12 protein-coding genes and 1 pseudogene are annotated in these 18,972 nt (G+C 56.5%); 9 read left to right on the top strand and 4 right to left on the bottom strand.

Annotation, left to right across the window (positions count from 1 at the left end; genetic code table 11):
* Positions 1 to 50 precede the first annotated feature (50 nt).
* On the top strand, positions 51 to 2,375 hold the full coding sequence (locus D3H35_RS15625; RefSeq protein WP_119150209.1) for a histidine kinase: 2,325 nt from the start codon (positions 51 to 53) through the stop codon (positions 2,373 to 2,375).
* 72 nt (positions 2,376 to 2,447) lie between these two features.
* On the opposite strand, the gene D3H35_RS32490 is transcribed toward D3H35_RS15625, so the two are convergent.
* Together D3H35_RS32490 and D3H35_RS15630 are read right to left on the bottom strand one after the other, a co-directional pair.
* Positions 2,448 to 2,798 carry an MFS transporter gene (locus D3H35_RS32490; protein ID WP_233567958.1) on the bottom strand — a complete coding sequence of 117 codons (351 nt, stop codon included), beginning with the start codon at positions 2,796 to 2,798 and terminating at the stop codon, positions 2,448 to 2,450.
* A complete protein-coding gene (locus tag D3H35_RS15630; RefSeq protein WP_233567959.1) occupies positions 2,747 to 3,715 on the bottom strand; it encodes an MFS transporter in 969 nt (322 codons plus the stop codon). Before D3H35_RS15630 ends, D3H35_RS32490 begins: the two co-directional genes overlap by 52 nt.
* 343 nt (positions 3,716 to 4,058) lie before the next feature.
* On the opposite strand from D3H35_RS15630, the gene nirB (D3H35_RS15635) reads away from it, so the two are divergent.
* From nirB (D3H35_RS15635) to D3H35_RS15660, 6 genes and pseudogenes are all read left to right on the top strand, one after another.
* Complete coding sequence (gene nirB / locus D3H35_RS15635) at positions 4,059 to 6,485, top strand: nitrite reductase large subunit NirB (protein WP_119150210.1); 2,427 nt, start codon at positions 4,059 to 4,061, stop codon at positions 6,483 to 6,485.
* Positions 6,486 to 6,509: 24 nt separating this feature from the next.
* Positions 6,510 to 6,841 (top strand): annotated as a pseudogene (nirD, locus tag D3H35_RS15640) (nitrite reductase small subunit NirD).
* Between the two features lie 30 nt (positions 6,842 to 6,871).
* Positions 6,872 to 8,047, top strand: coding sequence for an MFS transporter (locus D3H35_RS15645; protein ID WP_147355857.1), 1,176 nt, complete (start codon positions 6,872 to 6,874; stop codon positions 8,045 to 8,047).
* Between the two features lie 62 nt (positions 8,048 to 8,109).
* Positions 8,110 to 10,413 (top strand): nitrite reductase large subunit NirB, encoded by a 2,304-nt coding sequence (gene nirB / locus D3H35_RS15650; RefSeq protein WP_119150211.1) that lies wholly within the window; start codon positions 8,110 to 8,112, stop codon positions 10,411 to 10,413.
* Positions 10,414 to 10,425: 12 nt separating this feature from the next.
* Entirely contained in the window at positions 10,426 to 12,543 is a 2,118-nt protein-coding gene (gene nasC, locus D3H35_RS15655; protein WP_119150212.1) for an assimilatory nitrate reductase catalytic subunit NasC, read from the top strand.
* A 496-nt stretch (positions 12,544 to 13,039) separates the two neighbouring features.
* The gene (locus D3H35_RS15660; RefSeq protein ID WP_119151176.1) at positions 13,040 to 14,311 is read left to right on the top strand and encodes an NAD(P)/FAD-dependent oxidoreductase; all 1,272 of its coding nucleotides are present in this window, start codon (positions 13,040 to 13,042) and stop codon (positions 14,309 to 14,311) included.
* A 547-nt stretch (positions 14,312 to 14,858) separates the two neighbouring features.
* Here D3H35_RS15660 and D3H35_RS15670 read toward each other — a convergent pair.
* On the bottom strand, positions 14,859 to 16,049 hold the full coding sequence (locus D3H35_RS15670) for an IS256 family transposase (protein ID WP_119150055.1): 1,191 nt from the start codon (positions 16,047 to 16,049) through the stop codon (positions 14,859 to 14,861).
* Positions 16,050 to 16,173: 124 nt separating this feature from the next.
* On the opposite strand from D3H35_RS15670, the gene D3H35_RS15675 reads away from it, so the two are divergent.
* Entirely contained in the window at positions 16,174 to 16,608 is a 435-nt protein-coding gene (locus D3H35_RS15675) for a hypothetical protein (RefSeq protein WP_119150214.1), read from the top strand.
* Positions 16,609 to 16,762: 154 nt separating this feature from the next.
* Here the strand turns inward: D3H35_RS15675 and D3H35_RS15680 are convergent, their stop codons facing one another.
* On the bottom strand, positions 16,763 to 17,998 hold the full coding sequence (locus tag D3H35_RS15680; RefSeq protein ID WP_158594131.1) for an S-layer homology domain-containing protein: 1,236 nt from the start codon (positions 17,996 to 17,998) through the stop codon (positions 16,763 to 16,765).
* Positions 17,999 to 18,247: 249 nt separating this feature from the next.
* Here D3H35_RS15680 and D3H35_RS15685 point away from each other — a divergent pair, with 249 nt between their 5' ends.
* Complete coding sequence (locus D3H35_RS15685) at positions 18,248 to 18,802, top strand: guanylate kinase (protein WP_119150216.1); 555 nt, start codon at positions 18,248 to 18,250, stop codon at positions 18,800 to 18,802.
* Positions 18,803 to 18,972 lie beyond the last annotated feature (170 nt).

The raw sequence follows: 18,972 nt of genomic DNA on the forward strand, positions 1-18,972 counted from the left end.
GCCCGTCAGGGTGCTGCGGGGCGTTCGCGTTCCTTGGGGGAGGTGCCGTAATGGATAGTTTTCGCCGCAAGACGCCAGAAGAGTTGTTGTACTCCATTTATCGAATTCAGCGCGGTCGTCTGAAGGTCTATATCGGGGCGGTCAGCGGATCGGGCAAGACGTACCAAATGCTGAACGAAGGGCAGAAGCTCAAGGACCGGGGCATCGATGTCGTCGCCTGCGCCGTGTCCACGAAGCGCAGGCCGGAGACGGTGGAGCAGCTGGCCGGTTTGGATCGGGTGCCGAGCATTCACTGGATGCAGGGAGACGAGGAGAAAAAAGATCTCGACGTAGACGCGCTGCTGAAGCGCAATCCCGAGGTCGTGCTGGTCGACGGACTGGCGCACCGGAACCGTCCGGGAGCCGAGCGTCGTACGCGTCTGGACGATATTCGAGTGCTGCTTGGTCAAGGTATCGGCGTTATCGCGACGGTTAACGCCTACGAGCTGGAGGGAGTGACCCAGCTTGCCCGCAAGCTGACCGGCATCGAAGCCGAAGCGACGATCCCGGCGGACACGCTGGAGCTTGCCGACGAGGTGCGGCTTATCGACGTCAGCCCCGAGACGATATTGAAGCGGTTGGAGGAAGGCAATCTCGGGGGCGTCAAGGACCCCGGCTTTCTAAAGCGAGGCAACGTCGGCAAGCTGCGCGAGCTCGCTCTCCGGCTCATGGCCGAGGACGTGAACGAATCGCTGGAGAAGCATCGCGAGGAGCAGGGGCTGCAAGGGGCATCGGGAGCCGCCGAGCGAATTCTCGTGTCCGCCCAATACCATTGGAACGGATCGATCTATATCCGTCGCGGCCAGCAAATCGCGCGCAGGCTCGGGGGCGACCTGATGGTCGTCACGTTTGTTAAGCCGCGCAGGGGCAAAGCTCCGTCCAAGGAAGCGGGCGCCTTCAAGCAGTCGATCGCGAAGCTGACGGAAAAAATCGGCGCGAAATTCGAGGAAGTTCCGTTGCCTTCCCGCCGAAAGCTGCCTAAAGAGCTCATTCGCTATGCTACGGTGAATAATGTCACCTGCATCGTGCTCGGGCATTCCAAGCAGAGCCGGTGGCAGGAGCTGTGGAACGGCTCGGTCGTGAACGGAATTTTGAGGCGGGCGAGCAATATCGACGTGTTCTTCATTGCGGACCGGGCCGATCATGAAGGGGAACGGGTGCTGCCGGCCAAGTCGAGAGCTCCGCAGCCTGCGCCGTCGGAGCCCTATCGGAGGCTGAGCGCCCAAGAGATAGAGCGGAAGATCGAGAAGATGAGGCGCGGCAAATTCAAAGTGTACATCGGCGCGGCGCCCGGGGTAGGGAAAACGTACAGGATGCTGAGGGAAGGAAACGACCTGCTCCGCAAAAGCATCGATGCGGTCATCGGTTATTTGGAAACGCACGGACGGGAGGAGACGATCGCGCAAGTCGGATCTCTGCCGGCGATTCCGCGTTCCGTCTACGATTATCGGGGAACGAAGCTGGAGGAGATGGACGTTCCTGCGATCATCGCCCGCAATCCGGAAGTCGTTCTCATCGACGAGCTGGCCCATACGAACGTGCACGGCAGCAAAAACAAGAAGCGATACGAGGATGTGCTGGAGGTGCTGGACGCGGGTATTTCCGTCATTGCCACCTTGAACGTGCAGCACCTCGAAAGCTTGAACGACGCGGTGGAGCAGATTGCGGGAGTCCGGGTGAGGGAAACGGTTCCGGACGGCATCCTTCGGCTTGCGGACGAGGTGGAGTTGATCGACGTCACGCCCAAAGCTTTGCAGGAGAGGCTGCGCGAAGGCCGCATTTACGCGATGAATAAAGTGGAGCAGGCGCTGGACCACTTTTTCAAGACGGGAAACCTTATCGCGCTGCGCGAGCTTGCCCTTCGCGAAATTGCGGACGACGTAGACGAACGGCTGGAAGCCTGGGAGCGGAACGGTTCCTTGCGAGGGCCTTACGGCAGAAGGGAAGTCATCTTCGTCTGCGTAACGACGAGCGGCAACGCGGAGCGTCTCATCCGGCGCGGATTTCGGATCGCCCATCGCTTAAAGGCGGAATGGCGCGTTCTTTACGTTCATTCGGGAAGAGAGCTTCGCGGAGAATTGGAGAGAAGGGTGCGCGCCTTAAGGGAAATGACGGTTCGGTTGGGCGGCAAGTTCGAGATGGAGCGGGTCGAATCCCGCAACCGGGTGCCGGATATGCTGATGCTTAAGGCGAATGAATACCGGAGCACCCAGATGGTTATCGGCCAATCGTCGCGAAAATGGTGGGAGCCGCTGCTGCGCAAGTCCGTGGTGAAAACCGTGCTTGAGCGCGGCAGGCATATGGATGTCCTCGTCATTGCGGATTTCAAGCGATGAGAACGCTCCTGGTGTTTGCGGATTGTTGCTTTGTCCAGTTGCGGAAACCGCGTCTGCCGGATATTCGGGCTTTCACGGTTTCCCCGGATCGGGCCGTATGGCGAACAAGGTCAGCAAGGCGTCGGCCAGACAGGCTGCGGCGAGCGTATAGAACAAAGCGTTCATGGAGTGTCCGATAAGAACGGCGCCGAGCGGAGGGCCGGCAGCTACCCCGACGAACCGCATGCTGCTGTAGAAGGAGGTGACGGTGCCACGCGCTTTTTTGTCGATTCCTTCGGTCAGCAAGGCATCCAGACCCGGCAAGCCGATGCCGATCCCGGCCAGGGCAAGCGTAAGCATGCCGACCAGCCAGACGGAGCCGGTCTTGCCTGTCAGTGCGAGTGCCGACAAGGCGGCGGTCGCGCACACCAGCCCCCGAAGCATCCCCATTTCATCCTCGGTTTGCTTTTGCCGATCCACTTGCCCGCCCAAAAAGAAGCCGTGCACAGCGCCGCCAGAGGAATGGCCAGAACGGCGCCTTTTGCGATGCCGTGAACGCTTCTCTCCTCGAGCGTCTCGGACAAATAAAACAAGGAACCGAATACGAGAAACATAGCGATTCCGCCGACCGCGAACGTCGCATATAGCCAGCGTCCTTGCTCGCGGAACAGGGCGGCGATTTGCCGGACGAACGCTTTGGGGCTTTGTTTTTGCTGATCGGGTTTGGCTTGTTGCCGCTGCGGCTTTTGATTGTTTGGATTCTTCTGCCCGCCGGACGAATCGGCCGGTTTTGGAGCTTTGACAAAGAAGGCGACCATGACGAAAGACAGCAGGCTGAAAGCCGGAATCGCGAAAAAAGGCGCGTACCAGACCCATAGCGCGAGCGCGGAGCCGACAATCGGACTGAGCACCTTGCCGAACGTATTGGATGTCTCGACGATGCCGAGCCCGGTGCTGACATCCTCCTCACGCCGGAACAAATCGCCGACCAAGGGAAGCACGATGGGAAAACTGGCAGCCGCCCCCAGCCCTTGAAGCATTCTGGCAGAGATCAGAGCGGAATAGGGGGTTTTAAAAGACAAGGCGGCCCATCCGGCGAACGCCCCGGCTGCGGCTACGAGCAGCAAGCCGGGAAGGATGATCTTTTTTCTGCCGAAGCGATCGGACAAGTAACCGGTGACGGGAATAAAAACGATGGCGACGACAGCGTAGACGGTTATGAATAGGCTGGCCTTCAAGGCGCTGATGCCCAGCGCCTTTTGCATGTCCGGCAGCACGGGGATAAGCATGGAATTGGCCAGCGTCATCGTAAGCGGGATTGTCGCGATGGATGCGAGGTCCCATTTTTTTCGCGCCTCCAACCGGCATTCGCCTCCTCCTCGTTGATAAAGACGCTGTTTTTCCCAAGCCAGCCATTTGGACGCATGGGTAACTCCGTCGATTAGTATGGTCTTGAAACAACTGGGTTATTACCATTCGCCAGAAGCTTGGTTGAAATAAGCGGAATTCATTATGCAATTGTCACATAACGTTACACCTGACATCAAAATCGTCTGAAAAATAGAAATAACGGGGAGGCAACTTCCATTTTCAGAAATTATATGTTATTATTCATGACATAAGAAATATCGCTATGCGATATAAATGGTTAAAATGGCTAATACATGACATGATATGATAGGAAAAACCTTGGGAGTGGATGGCATGAAAAAGAAGCTGGTGCTTGTAGGCAATGGGATGGCTGGCGTTAGCTGCGTCGAACAGATGCTGAAGCTTGCTCCGAATCGTTATGACATTACGATTTTCGGAAGCGAGCCGCATCCTAACTACAACCGGATATTGCTGTCTTCGGTTCTGGCGGGCGATGCCGACATGCAGGATATCGTCATTAACGATTGGTCGTGGTACGAAGAAAATCACATCACGCTGCACACCGGCCAGACGGTCACTCGAATCGATCAACAGAACAAGCTCGTCAGCACGGACGGCGGAATCAGCGTTCCTTACGACGAGCTCATTATCGCTACCGGATCCTTGCCGTTCATGCTTCCGCTCCCTGGCGCAGACAAAGAAGGCGTCATCGCCTTCCGCGACATCAAAGACTGCGAGACGATGATCGAGACGGCCAAAAAATATCGTAAAGCGATCGTTATCGGAGGCGGGCTGCTCGGACTCGAGGCGGCGCGCGGATTGCTTAACCTGAACATGGAAGTGTCGGTCGTCCATATCAATCCTTATTTGATGGAGCGACAACTGGATGAGCCGGCTTCGATTATGCTTCGCAAAGAGCTGGAATCCCAAGGGATGAGATTCCTGCTGTCGAAAAACTCGGAATCCATTCTGGGCAAAAAGCGGGTAACCGGTCTGCGGTTTACGGACGGATCGGAAGAGCAAGCGGATCTTATCGTTATGGCCGTCGGTATTAAACCTAACGTGGCTTTGGCGAAGGCGAGCGGCATCGAGGTCAATCGCGGCATCGTGGTCAACGATTACCTGGAGACGAGCGCGCCGAACGTCTACTCCGTCGGCGAATGCGCCGAGCACCGGGGGATCGCTTACGGCCTTGTCGCTCCTCTCTACGAGCAAGGCGCGGTGCTCGCGAAGCGCCTGGCCGGAGCGGAGACGAAGGGCTACCAAGGCTCCGTCACCTCGACGAAGCTGAAGGTGTCCGGCGTCAACGTATTTTCCGCCGGGATGTTCACGGACGCTCCGGACACTCGGGCGATTCGGGTGCAGGACGAAATCGGCGGCGTCTATAAAAAAATTGTGCTTCGCGGCGGCAAAGTCATCGGCTCGGTGCTCTTCGGAGATACGAGCGACGGCTCCAGATTGTTCGCGATGATTCGCAGCGAGGAAGACGTGACCGGACGCGAGAAGGAAGTGCTTCTCGGCGCCGGAGGCGGGGGTTCGGCCAAATCGGGCGTCGAGCTGGTCGCTTCCATGGCGGACGATGAAATCGTCTGCGGCTGCAATGGTGTTAGCAAAGGTGCCATCGTTCAAGCGATCAACGAAAAAGGGTGCGCAAGCGTCAACGATATTAAGGCTTGCACGAAAGCGTCCGGCTCCTGCGGAGGCTGCAAGCCGCTGGTAGCCGATGTGCTGACCTACGTGCTCGGGGCGGATGGCGTTAAGACGGTGAAGGAAGGCATCTGCGGCTGTACGACGCTTGGGCGCGACGAAGTCGTCGAGTCGATCAAGGCGATGCATCTCACCACTTCGAAGGAAGTTATGAACGTGCTCGGCTGGAACAATGCGGAAGGCTGCTCGAAATGCCGTCCGGCGCTTAACTATTACCTCGGCATGGTATGGCCGGAGGAGCATGAAGAGGAGCGGGAGTCGCGGTTCGTGAACGAGCGCAACCACGCGAACATTCAGAAGGACGGCACGTACTCCGTCGTTCCGCGGATGTACGGCGGAGTGACGACGCCTGCCGATCTAAAGAAAATAGCCGAGGTAGCGGTGAAGTACGACGTTCCTCTCGTGAAGATGACCGGCGGGCAGCGGATCGACCTGCTCGGGGTGAAGAAAGAAGATTTGCCGAAAATGTGGGCGGATCTCGACATGCCGTCGGGTTATGCGTACGGCAAAGCGTTGCGGACGGTCAAGACTTGCGTCGGCTCGACGTTCTGCCGGTTCGGCACCCAGGATTCGATCCAGATGGGAATCGATCTGGAGAAGAAGTTTGAGCGCTTGAATACTCCGGCCAAAGTGAAGATGGCCGTATCGGGATGCCCTCGGAATTGCGCGGAGTCGAACATCAAGGATTTCGGCGTCGTCGCCATCGACGGCGGCTGGGAGCTTCACGTCGGAGGCAACGGGGGAACGAAGCTTCGCGCCACCGATCTGCTGTGCAAGGTGAAGACGGAAGAGGAAGTGCTGGAGTGGGCGGGAGCCTACTTGCAATATTATCGCGAGACCGGCAAGTACAACGAGCGGACGAGCGAATGGGTGGAACGGGTCGGCCTCGATACGATCAAAGCCGCGCTGGAGAAGCAAGAAGACCGGGCGGAGCTTGTCGAGCGAATCGAGAAGACGCTTAGCCTGACGAAGGACCCATGGAAAGAAATTATCGAGAAGCAAGAGCTGAACCGCAACTTCGTGCCCATAGCCGGCGAGCCTGCCGTACGTTAATCGAGGATAGAAAGGAAGCTGCGCATGAAACGATTCAATGTCGGCCACATATCGGAAATCGCGGAGAAAAGATCCCGCGTCGTTCATATCGAAGGGATAGAGGTAGCCCTCTTCAAGCTGTCGGGGGCTCGATCAAAGCGATCGAGAATCGCTGCCCTCACAAGAACGGCAAGCTGTCCGAAGGCATCGTGTGCGACCATCACGTGTTCTGTCCGCTGCACGACTGGAAGATCAACCTGAAAGACGGGCTCGTTCAGGAGCCCGACGAAGGCTGCGTAACGACGTTCCGTATCGATGTGGATGAAGCGACGGGCGATATGTGGCTCCACCTTAACGAAGAGTCGCAAGCATCTTGATGGATTCTGCATAGCGAGGAGACAAGGAGCATGAACAACCGGGACTCTACACGCGCATTACTTTTTTCGACGCTTGCCATGTCGGCTTCGTTCGTCGTATGGAACCTGTTCTCGCCTCTGGCGACCCGGATCCAGGAAATGTACGGGCTGACGACGATCGAGAAAAGCGTCCTGGTCGCCGCTCCCGTTCTGCTCGGCTCGGTGCTGCGGATTCCGATGGGCATCTATACGGATCGGTTCGGCGGCAAAAAGACGTTCGCGGCGACGATGCTGTTCCTCATCGTTCCGCTGCTTCTGGCAAGCGCGGCATCCTCTTACGGGATGCTGCTCCTCTGCGCCGTACTTGCCGGAATGGGCGGAACGACGTTCGCGGTATCGCTCACTTACGTGTCCAGGTGGTATTCGCCGGAGCGGCAAGGGTTTATTCTCGGGCTGGCCGGTCTAGGCAATCTGGGCGTTGCCGCTTCCAGCTTCCTAGCTCCCATTCTGGTCGACCGCTACGGGTTGGACGCGACTTTCCGCATACTGGCGGTTATGATTACCGTCGTCGCCGCGATATTCGTCCTCGGAGCGAAGGAGATGCCGAAGCAAGGGGCGGTTCGAACGTTCAGGCAGTCGATGTCCGTTCTGCGGCATCGGACGACGTGGTATTTATCCATCTATTATTTCCTGACCTTCGGCGGCTTCGTCGCTTTCAGCGTCTACTTGCCTACGTTATTGAAGGAATTGTTCGATATGCCGGCGACCGAGGCCGGTCTGCGGACGGCCGCCTTCGTTCTCGTCGCTACGCTTATTCGACCGTTAGGCGGCTGGCTGGCGGACCGGATCGGATCCGGCAAGGTGCTGACGATCGTATTCGGAGGCATCGTGCTTAGCTCGCTCGCTATCGGAGCCGCGCTTCATCACCTGACCGCGTTCGGCCTATGCTGTCTCGTGACGGGAGCGCTCCTCGGACTTGGCAACGGCGCGGTGTTCCAGATGGTTCCGAAGGTTTCGTCGGGCAACACCGGCGCGGTCACCGGAATCGTCGGGGCGGCGGGCGGCGTTGGCGGCTTTTTTCCTCCGATTGTGCTCGGCATGATCGAGAACGCGACGGGAACGTTCGCGGGAGGCTTCGTCTTGCTCGCCTTGTTCGCTTGTCTATGCCTGACCATTCATTACGCCGCCAAAAAGATGAAGACGGCGGGACGCGCGGCGGCGGCCTGACGGACCCGGTTACTAGTATAAGGCATCCTTCTCACGGAAAGATGCATGGAGGTATCGCTTGCATGAGCAAACAAAAGCTCGTCTTGGTGGGCAACGGCATGGCGGGCGTCCGCTGCGTGGAAGAAATATTGAAGCTGTCGCCGGACGCCTTCGACATCACCATTTTCGGAAGCGAACCCCATCCTAACTACAATCGGATCATGCTCTCCAAGGTGCTTCAGGGAGACACGAAGGTCGAGGATATTACGATCAACGATCGCAAATGGTACTCCGATAACGGTATTGCTTTATTTACGGGCGAGACCGTTACCCATATCGATACCGAGCAGCGCAGAGTCGTCAGCGATTCCGGCAGGAGCGTTCCTTACGATAAGCTCATTCTTGCGACCGGGTCGCTGCCTTTCATGCTGCCGCTTCCGGGTGCCGACAAACCGGGCGTGACGGCGTTTCGCGACATTAACGATTGCAATAAAATGATGGCTGCTTCGAGAAAGTACAAAAATGCGGTTGTAATCGGCGGAGGCTTGCTCGGACTGGAAGCGGCTCGCGGCCTGCTCAATCTGGGCATGAGCGTTCACGTCGTGCATATATACAAGCATTTGATGGAGCGGCAGCTGACTCCGACTTCCGCCCAGATGTTGAAGACGGAGCTGGAACGCCAAGGGATGCGCTTCCTGCTCGAGAAGCAGACCGAGATGGTTCTTGGCAAAAAACGCGTCGAAGGGCTTCTGTTCAAGGATGGCACGAAGGTGGCGGCGGATCTTGTCGTCATCGCGGTCGGCGTGCGTCCGCACGTGCAATTGGCTAAGGACGGCGGAATCGAAGTGAACCGGGCGATCGTCGTCGACGATCGCATGCGGACGAGCGTGCCCGGCGTATACGCCGTAGGCGAATGCGCGGAGCACCGAGGCATGGTGTACGGGTTGGTCGCTCCCCTCTATGAGCAAGGGAAAGTGCTGGCGAAGGAAATTTGCAAAATGGATACCGAAGGCTACGCGGGCTCGATTCTCTATTCGCAGTTGAAGGTATCGGGGGTCGAAGTGTTCTCCGCCGGCGAAATCCGCGATTCCGAAGCGGAAACGGCATTAAAGATTTATGACGGTAAACGTCTGACATACAAAAAGGTGACGATGCGGGACGGCAAGATCGTGGGAGCCGTGCTGTACGGGGACAGCAGCGAGGGGAACAAGCTGCTTTCTTATATTAAGCAAGGCGCGGACGTGTCCGTTCTCGAAGAGCCGGTATCCGCTTCGGGGTCCTCCGAGGAAGAGCGCATTGCCGCGATGCCCGACAAGGAAACGGTATGCTCCTGCAATGGCGTGACGAAAGGCGCTATTATGGAGGCGATTCGCTGCGACGGCTTGCAGACGTTCGAGGAAGTGCGCGCTTGCACGAAGGCGTCCAGCTCATGCGGCGGCTGCAAGCCTCTCGTTTCCGGCATTCTCGCCTATACGCTTGCCCATCCGGACGCGGCGTCGGAAAAACCGAAGGAAGCCGTATGCGGCTGTACGACGATGGATCACGAAGAGCTGAAGACGGCTTTGCGCGGGGGGGCTTATCGCTCGGTATCGGAAGCGATGGCTGGACTCGGCTGGGCGAGGGCGGACGGATGTCCGATATGCAAGCCTGCCGTACGATACTATCTGGGCGGGATAGCCGTGGCGGAGCCTGGGGCGGAAGCGCGCGCCGTCACCCCTCGAATGTACGGAGGCGTGACGAATGCGGAGCAATTGCGACGAATCGCCGACGTGATCGACAAATACGATATTCCTCTCGTGAAGCTAGGCTCCTCCTCGCTCGATTTGCTCGGCGTAGCGGGGCCGTTCTCGGAGCTGATCGATGCCGAGCTGGGAATGCCCTACGCTCAAAATACTTACGGGCATGCGGTCAGCTCGGTCGGCACCTGCGCAGGGCTGTCGTTCGACGGGCAAGCGATGCAGGACTCGGTCGGAATGGGAGCACGGCTGGAAAAGCGGCTGCAGGCGATGCAGATGCCCGCCGCTTTCTCGGCGGCGGTATCGGCAAGTCCGCTGCACCGCGCGGGGACGCTCGCCAAGGATCTTGGCATCGTCGGAACGCCCGGCGGCTGGGAAGTGTACGTCGGGGGCTCGGGCACCGATTTTGTCCGCGAAGGGCAATTGCTGTATAGCGAGAGCGATCCGGACGCGGTGCTTGATGTCGCTTCGGCATTCGCGCAATGGTATGGGGAAGACGCTCGATATCGGGAGACGACAGCGCAATGGATCGAACGGGTCGGCTTGATTCCGATTCGCGAGAGCTTATTCCAACGGGACGTTCGCGAGGAGCTTTTGGCGAGAATCAAGCTCGACCATCAACAGGCTACCGCCGTTACCGTCGGCCAATAAGGAGGTGATCCCATGATAACTGCGACCTCGATGCCCTCATCGGCGGATCGAAAAACGTTCGATACGCAATGTCCTTTTTGCAGCGTGCAGTGCAAGATGGAAGTGACCGAGGAGAGAGCCGCCTCCGGAGCGCGCCCTGTCTATACGGTCGTTCCCAAGCTGAACGCGGCCTCGGAAGGAAGATTGTGCATTAAGGGAATGAACGCCTATCAGCACGCGTTGACGGGAGACCGGATTTTGCAGCCTCTCGTGAAGAAAGACGGACATTTCGTTCCGGTATCGTGGGAGGAAGCCTATCTTCTGATCAAGCGGAAGTTCGATGCGCTGAGCGACAACGGCGGTCCGGATACGTTGGGACTGTACGGCGGAGGCTCCTTGACGAATGAGACGGCTTATTTGCTGGGCAAATTCGCGAGAGTTGCGCTCCAAACGCGATATATCGATTATAACGGGCGCTTCTGCATGTCGGCGGCCGCTTCCGCGGGCAACAAGACGTTCGGGGCGGATCGCGGCTTGACCAATCCGATGTCCGACATTCCGCTTGCCAAATGCATTATTTTGGCGGGTACGAACATTGCGGAGTGCCAGCCGACGCTGATGCCGTATTTTACGAGAGCGAAGGAGAACGGGACGTACTTCATCGTCATCGATCCGCGCGAGACGGGGACGACGGCGATCGCCGATCTTCATTTGAAGGTAAAGCCGGGAATGGATGCCGCGCTTGCCGGAGGCATTCAGAAGGTACTGCTGGACGAAGGGCTTATCGATGAAAAGTTCGTGAACGAGAGGACGACCGGGTTCGATGACGTCCGCTCAAGTCTGGAAAGTCTGGATCTAGGTGAAATTGCCGATATTACGGGAGTGTCCGCCGAGCAGATTAGGCAAGCGGCGTTGGCCTTCGGGAAAGCGGCGACGGCCATGGTGTTCACCGCGCGCGGAGTCGAGCAGCAGACCGACGGCTATATGGCCGTGCGGAGCTTTCTTAATATGGCGCTTATGACCGGCAACATGGGCAAGCCCGGCTGCGGCTACGGAGCGGTGACCGGACAGGGCAACGGTCAAGGCGGCAGGGAGCATGGGCAGAAAGCGGACCAACTGCCGGGCTATCGCCTGATCGAGAACCCCGAGGATCGAGCCTATATCGCGGGCGTGTGGGGAATTGAGCCTGCCGAGCTGCCGGGCAAGGGCGTATCCGCCTATGAGATGATGCAAAAGATTCACGCCCGGGAAATCCGCTCCTTGTTCGTCATGGGCTCGAATCCGATCGTCTCGAATCCGAACGCGAACTTCGTGGAGGAAGGGCTGAAGAAGCTCGATTTTCTCGTCGTTGCCGATATGTTCATGTCCGAGACGGCGAGGCTCGCGGATTTGATTCTGCCCGTGTCGGCCTACATCGAGAACGAAGGTACGATGACGAATCTGGAAGGGCGCGTGCTGCTTCGTCCTGCGAATCGCCCGGTTCCGGGAGAGGCGAAGCACGATTGGCGCATATTGTGCGAGCTGGCGGAACTACTGGGTAAAGGCTCCTTTTTCCGTTACGAGTCGTCGGAGGACATCTTTGAGGAGCTTCGGATTGCAAGCCGAGGCGGAATTGCCGACTATTACGGCATTACGTACGAGAGGCTGCGGAAGGAAGAAGGAATCTATTGGCCTTGCCCGTCCGTGGATCACCCGGGTTCTCCGAGAATGTTTGAAGCGAAGTTCGCCCATGCGAACGGCAAAGCGGAGATGGTGCCGGTTCCCGTTCATTTTCCCGACGAGCGGACGGACGACAGCTACCCTTTGAACTTGACGACGGGGCGGGTGCTTACCCATTACTTGACCGGCGTTCAAACGCGTCGCAGCCATACGCTGGCCGCCCGGGACGTCGAATCGTATCTCGAAATCCATCCGGTAACGGCTCGCAAGCACGGTGTACGGGAAGGGACTTTGATCAAGGTAGCCTCCCGCCGCGGTGAGATCGTCGTCCGTTGCAGGCTGTCCGGCGCTATTCGGGAAGATACCGTATTCGTGCCGATGCATTGGGGAGACACGCAGAACGTTAACAAGCTCACGAACCCGGCTCTCGATCCGACCTGCCGGATGCCCGGCTTCAAAGTGTGCGCCGTTCGGGTCGAATCGTTGTTCTAAATCCGTTGGCGAATTAAGCCGTTCCGACCGGGGACGGTTTTTTTCGTGCTTTTCCGCAGCACCTGCAAGTTGCTCCAACTCGATGTAGCCTGACTAACTCCCCTCGCAGCATCTCCAAGTTGCTCCAACTCGATTTTGCCCAACTAATTCTTTCTCGCAGCACCATCGTATTGCTCTAGTTCGATTTTGCCCGCTTGCAGAGGGTTTTTCGACGATTCTGCTCAAAAGTGGCGCTCGAAGTGGGCAAAACCAGGTTAGAGAGCAGCGGCTCGCGGATTGGATTCCAGAGTTGGGCTAAATATGACTACAGCGTGTCAACCGCATAATGCGAATGAATGGCGGGAATAGGGACGAAAGACGCCGAAACGCTTTTACTTGTCATGATTCGCCATGACGGGATCGATGACTGCCGTAACTGGTCATATGGCCTCGTCCCTTCCTACAATGATGAAGCGAAGAGATGTTCGCCGGATGGCGGACGGAAGGAGACGATGGAATGAGAATGGAATACGACGTTATTATCGTCGGAGCGAGGGTGGCCGGTTCCGCGCTTGCTTACGAGTTGGCCGGAGCGGGGTATGAAGTCTTGCTGCTGGATCGCGGAACGTTCCCGAGCGACACGCTGTCGACGCACAATATTTACGGCAACACGGTGGCCATGCTCAAGGAGATGGGGGTGCTGGACTCGTTGCTCGCAACGGGGACTCCGGTCTATCGCCGCGCGCATATGAACTTCGAAGGGGCCGTACTGGACGGGAGATTTCCGGGGACGGAAGAAGAATCGGGATGCTTATGCGTCCGCCGGGTCTATTTTGACGACGTATTGTTTAAGCATGCCAAATCGCAGCGAGGGGTTACCGTATTGGAAGGGTTTCGCGTAACCGATCTGCTCCGCGACGGCGATGTCGATACGGTAACGGGAGTGGCGGGGCGATACCGCTCCGGGGATGCCGGGAGCTTTACCGCAAAGCTGGTCGTCGGCGCGGACGGCCGGTTGTCCAGCATCCGCAAGCTGGCTGGAAGCGAATGCTTGGAGAGGGTGCCGACCGATTTTGCTTCCTATGTCGCTTACGCGAGCGGCTTTGCTCAAGAAGGAGAACGGCACGTCGAATTTTACAAGAAGGATGACAAATGGGCGATTGCGTTCCCGACGAGCGACGGCCAATTCGTCATAGGGGCGATGTTCCCATTGAACGACGAGCAGTGGCTGGGCCGATTCAAGGAGAATCCCGAGGCGGGCATGCGCGATCTCTACGAAGAAGGCTTTTCGCATACGACTCTCCCGGCGCGCGTGCGGGGAGCGGAGTTTGTCGGTCCTGTTCGGGGCTTGCTCGGTTACGACAACGACTTTTATCGGGGAATGGGGAAAGGCTGGGCCGTCGTTGGCGACGCGCTCTCTTTCAAGGATCCTACGATAGGGCAAGGGATGCACGACGCACTGTTTGGAGCAAGGACGCTGGCCGCGACTCTGTCCGAGCATAAGCCGGATGAATGGAACGATAATTGGGGACCGATGGGAGAATGGTACCAGTCGGCAATGGAGAAGAAGCTGATGTCGCGCTTCCGGATGGGCTGCCAATTGACGAAAAATGTGCCGACCCCTCCGGAGACCGTTGCGGCCTATCGGTTGATCGGCGCTGACGAAGCCGCCACGCAAACTTTCTTCGGCACCTATAACTACAAGAACGAGCCCGATGATATCGGGCCCGAGATTGGTCGTCTTCTCGCCGCCGCGGCTTCGGCGAGCGGCAAGGTCTCAACTACTTAAGCTCGCAGTTGGGATGTCGGCGTAGATGTGGTGGTTAGCGTCACAATTCCGACTCGCAGTTGAGATGTTGGCGAAGATGTGATGATTATCGTCACAATTCCGGCTCGCAGTTGAGATGCCGGCGGAGTTGCGATGATTATCGTCACAATTCCGGCTCGCAGTTGAGATGCCGGCGGAGTTGCGATGATTATCGTCACAATTCCGGCTCGAAGTCGGAGTTCCGGGGGAGATGTGCTGATTAGCGTCACAATTCCGGCTCGAAGTCGGGATGTCGGCGGAGATGTGATGAATAGCGTCACAATTCCGGCTCGAAGTCGGAGTTTCGGCGAAGGTGTGATGAATAGCGTCACAATTCCGGCCCACAGTCGGGATGTCGGCGGAGCTGTGATGAATAGCGTCACAATTCCGGCTCGCAGTTGGGATGTCGGTAGCGTCAAGAAGTTTGTGTAGTAGGTTTTTCCATCGGGATGATGGACATGATTTTAGGTTTTAGAGTTGGCGGAGAGCGCAGCTCAAGCGAAGGCGCGGGAGATTGGTTTTTGTGGCGCTACTCCTCGGATGTTATCTTGTCCGAATATCGTGCCTCAAACATCTCGGTTAACTTCTTCTTCACTTCAGGATCTGCAAACCCACGTATGGCGCGACTTTCGTTACGTTCGTTGTAGTCGATTGCCTGCAAGTAAACGATCTTCTCTGCCGCATCCATGTTCGTTAAACTATTCATCGGCTTGAGTCTCTTGCGGATTTCCTTATTCATCCGCTCGATTGGGTTGGAAGTGTAAATGGCTTCCTTGATGAGGCTGGGAAATTTGTAAAAGGTCAGCAACGTAGGCAGTTGCTCCTTCCAAAGTTCCATCTCTTTTGGATACAATTTGCCCCACTTTGCGTAAACCGTGTCGAAGGCTGCTAATGCAAGATCTTTGTCCTCAGCCGTGTAAACCGTTTTGATATCCTCGATAACTTCCGTTCGATGTTGCACCCGGATTTTTGGGAAAGTAGCACGGACTTTGTGCACCACACAATGCTGCACGTCGGCTTTCGGGTAAGTCTCGCGGAAGGCTACTTCAAGCCCTGTCAGGCCGTCAAACACGCCGAGCAGCACGTCTGTCGCCCCGCGTTTATAAAGATCTTTGAGTACTTCCCGCCAGCCATTTGAACTCTCTTGGCCGCCAATGTAGAAGCCAAGGATTTGCCGGTGACCATCTTCGTCGATCCCCATCGCAAAGTAAACGACTTCGCCACTTACGGTGCCGCGTTTGAGTTTGACGTAAAGACCGTCGAGATAAATAACCGAGTAACGTTTCTTTAGCGGGCGCTGCAACCAGATTTGAATGTCCTCCAACACTGTCGCTGTAATATTACTGACGGTCGTAGGCGAATATTGGCTACCAAACATGCTTTCAATGAAACGGGCGACGTCTCGTGTGCCCATACCGCTTTTGTACATCTGAATAACAGCTTCCTCTAGCCAACCATCTCGGCGCTGATACGGCTCGAATACGCTGGTTTGGAATTGGCCATTACGGTCACGTGGTACCTGGAGATCTTCAATGTGACCATACTTCGTGTGGAGGGTGCGCGTGTAATAACCGTTCCGGCTATTACGCTGATGTTCTTCCTGCTCCTCCAACATGTGTTTGATTTCAGCTCGCATGATCGTCTCAATGTTCTGTTTCACAAACTGTGTGACAAGATTTTCAAATAGATCGTTAAGCATGTTTTCGGGTATAGTAGTCATCGAGTAGGGCTCCTTCTTGGTGGCGTCGTAACCCCGAGAATACCCTACTTTTTTTTGTTTTGGTAAGACTCCAAAACATGGTACACAAACAATTTTACGTCATCGGGATGTCGGCGGAGTTGTGTTGATTAGCGTCACAATTCCGGCTCGAAGTCGGGATGTCGGCGTAGATATGATGGTTAGCGTCACAATTCCGGCTCGCAGTCGGGATGTCGGCGAAGATGTGCTGATTAGCGTCACAATTCCGGCTCGCAGTCGGGATGTCGGCGAAGATGTGCTGATTAGCGTCGCAATTCCGGCTCGCAGTCGGGATGTCGGCGGAGTTGCGATGAATATCGTCACAATTCCGGCTCGCAGTCGGAATGTCGGCGAAGATGTGCTGATTAGCGTCACAATTCCGGCTCGCAGTTGGGATGTCGGCGGAGATGTGATGAATAGCGTCACAATTCCAGCGCGGAGTCGGGGGTTCGGCGGAGATACGATAATTGTGGCCGTCTGCTGGCGGTTACACCATCGGAATCGAGTCGTGAGTTGCTGGCAGGCTGTGCCCCGAGACTAAGAGCCCCGCAACCAGCAACCCACGAGACTAAGAGCCCCGCAACCAGCAATCAGCGAGACTACGAGCCCGCCGCAACCAGCAACCCACGAGACTACGAACCTACCGCAACTAGCGATCCCGAGACTACGAGCTATGAGGCCGGCATTCCGCAACGCTAAGCTTCCAGCTTCTTGGAAATTGAGAAGACAACCGTTTTGTTCGCGGCGTCTACTTGGATGTCGACGGTGTCGCCTCCGATGACGACGCGTTTGGACTCGACTTTTTTGCCGGCCTCCGTGTCGGTGCATACCGAGTTGAACAGCGGATAGAACGTGGATGCGTTATAGCCGAACAAATAGTTCGCGAACGTCTGGACCGACTCCTGGTTCCGGGCGAACGTTCCGCTTCTTAGCCGCATCGTGATGCCATACGTATTGTATTGAGGGTCGAGCCAGAGAGTAGCTTCCTCCGTCGCTTTGGCCGTTCCGGCCGTTTGGCTTTGGACGGCGTCCTTCTCCGTCTGGTCCTTGAACAACCGCAACTTCGTCTCCAGCATGTCCTGATTCAAACCGCGCACTTTTCCGATTTGAACCAAGACATCGTACGCATCCCACATTCTCTTGTCCGGGAACGCGACGATTTTGCTGCCGCCGCCTTGAGTAGGAACTTGCCGCTGCAGCTTTTCCGGAGAAGCCTTGATCGGAACGCGCTTGGACTTATTCGTCAGTCTCTCCAGCAGAGAGAGCGCCTCGGCCCGAGTAACGATTTTGCCGACGCCGAAATTGCCGTTGTCGTAACCGACCATAATCCCTTTGACGAGAGATTCGGCGATGAACTTCCGCTCGCGGTCCGTCGCGCTCGTCAAATCGCCGTACGCTTTCGCCGCTTGCTCGCTGAACTGCTCGTCCTCCAGAAACTCCGTCTCCTGAAGCGTATAGTACAGCACCTCTGCGACGTTCTCGCGGGTCATATTCGCTTGAAAATCGCTATACCGGCTCTTGTTCAGGAAGTGCAAATCGCTGGCGACGTCAATGAACGGCTTCGCCCAGAAGCCGGATGTGCTCGGCTTGAAGTCGAAGTACCGATAGTCCTGCTTAAGGATCATGCGATTGTCCTCGCTTAAGGAGGAGAGGAACGTTTCGTTCCAGCTTCGTTCCTTGTTTTGATGCAGGTCGGCATAGGACAAAATGAGCATTTTGATAAATTGGTCGACCTTTACGGGATCGTTGGGGCGGAACTTGCCGTCCGCGAAACCGTCCAATACGCCCCGGGCAACCATATCTTTTATCGTGTTCTCCGCCCAGTTCCCTCGAATGTCGGAGAACGGCGATGCCGCGTCCGCGCTTGCATAAGCATTGCTTCCCGTCCATAATAGCGCGACCATAGTCATGACCGCCGTCAATCGCCTCATAATGCGCCTCCGTTGCAGGTTTTTCGATTCTATACGACAAAATATAGCTAACCACATTCTAGGACTATTGAAATCGGACGAGACGACTATTCGGGCAGGCATCCGGGGTCATAATTTCCGGCGGGTATTTGGCCTTATTTACGGTCTTTTTCGCATTCCTGCGATTATATCTTGAGGATTACCTTCTGGGAACAAAGGTCTATGCCGATATATAAAGTATAGGATACGAAAAAAAGAGGAGGGGACCTTATGGATTCGCAAAAGCGCATGTTCGTGTTTACCGGAACCAGCGGCTCGGGACGCAAGACGATCGCTCGCAAAATCGGCGGGGAATTCGGCCTGACGCCAGTCATATCGTGCACGACACGCCCTCCGCGCAATCCGGCGAAACCGGACTCGGACTATCATTACATAAGCGCGGAGCAATTCGAGGAATGGGAGAACGGAGGCCTGTTCGTCCAAACCTCGGAGATCGACCGGCACAAATACGGAATATTGAATCGGGAGCTGGAGAGAGCTCTGTCCGGAGAGGCAGATGTAAGCTTGATCCTCAATCGCGAAGGGGCTTCGGTCGTCAAGCGGTTGTTCGGCGATCGCGTCGTCCGCATCTTCATCTACGTGGACAAGCAGACGGTACGCGAGCGGCTTGAGAGCAAGGGGACAAGCTACGAGGTCGTCAACGCCTATCTGGACCACTATCCGGATGAGGTCACTTATCGAAAAAGCTGCGAGCACGTCGTCGAGAATGTGGAGCTTTCGCGTACGCTGGAGCAATTAAGAGGTATTATTCGTTCCTATCGGTAAGGGTCGACGTAACTATCTTTTATTACGGCTTATTTATGCGTTATATACAGACAGGACAGAGCAGGGGTACAGCCGCCGCTCCGTCCTGTTTTTCATTTGATTTGGCAGCGCTAGCAGGCAGAATATGACTCGGCAGGGGGATCGGTGTATAATATGAAGCGGAAATTAGA

Origin of the sequence: Cohnella faecalis, assembly GCF_003570905.1 — a bacterium.
Taxonomy (GTDB): domain Bacteria; phylum Bacillota; class Bacilli; order Paenibacillales; family Paenibacillaceae; genus Cohnella; species Cohnella faecalis.

Coding starts and splice junctions, on each gene's coding strand:
- D3H35_RS15625 (WP_119150209.1), top strand. CDS start 51: ATGGATAGTTTTCGCCGCAAGACGCCAGAAGAGTTGTTGTACTCCATT.
- D3H35_RS32490 (WP_233567958.1), bottom strand. CDS start 2,798: ATGCTTCGGGGGCTGGTGTGCGCGACCGCCGCCTTGTCGGCACTCGCA.
- nirB (WP_119150210.1), top strand. CDS start 4,059: ATGAAAAAGAAGCTGGTGCTTGTAGGCAATGGGATGGCTGGCGTTAGC.
- D3H35_RS15645 (WP_147355857.1), top strand. CDS start 6,872: ATGAACAACCGGGACTCTACACGCGCATTACTTTTTTCGACGCTTGCC.
- nirB (WP_119150211.1), top strand. CDS start 8,110: ATGAGCAAACAAAAGCTCGTCTTGGTGGGCAACGGCATGGCGGGCGTC.
- nasC (WP_119150212.1), top strand. CDS start 10,426: ATGATAACTGCGACCTCGATGCCCTCATCGGCGGATCGAAAAACGTTC.
- D3H35_RS15660 (WP_119151176.1), top strand. CDS start 13,040: ATGAGAATGGAATACGACGTTATTATCGTCGGAGCGAGGGTGGCCGGT.
- D3H35_RS15670 (WP_119150055.1), bottom strand. CDS start 16,049: ATGACTACTATACCCGAAAACATGCTTAACGATCTATTTGAAAATCTT.
- D3H35_RS15680 (WP_158594131.1), bottom strand. CDS start 17,998: ATGAGGCGATTGACGGCGGTCATGACTATGGTCGCGCTATTATGGACG.
- D3H35_RS15685 (WP_119150216.1), top strand. CDS start 18,248: ATGGATTCGCAAAAGCGCATGTTCGTGTTTACCGGAACCAGCGGCTCG.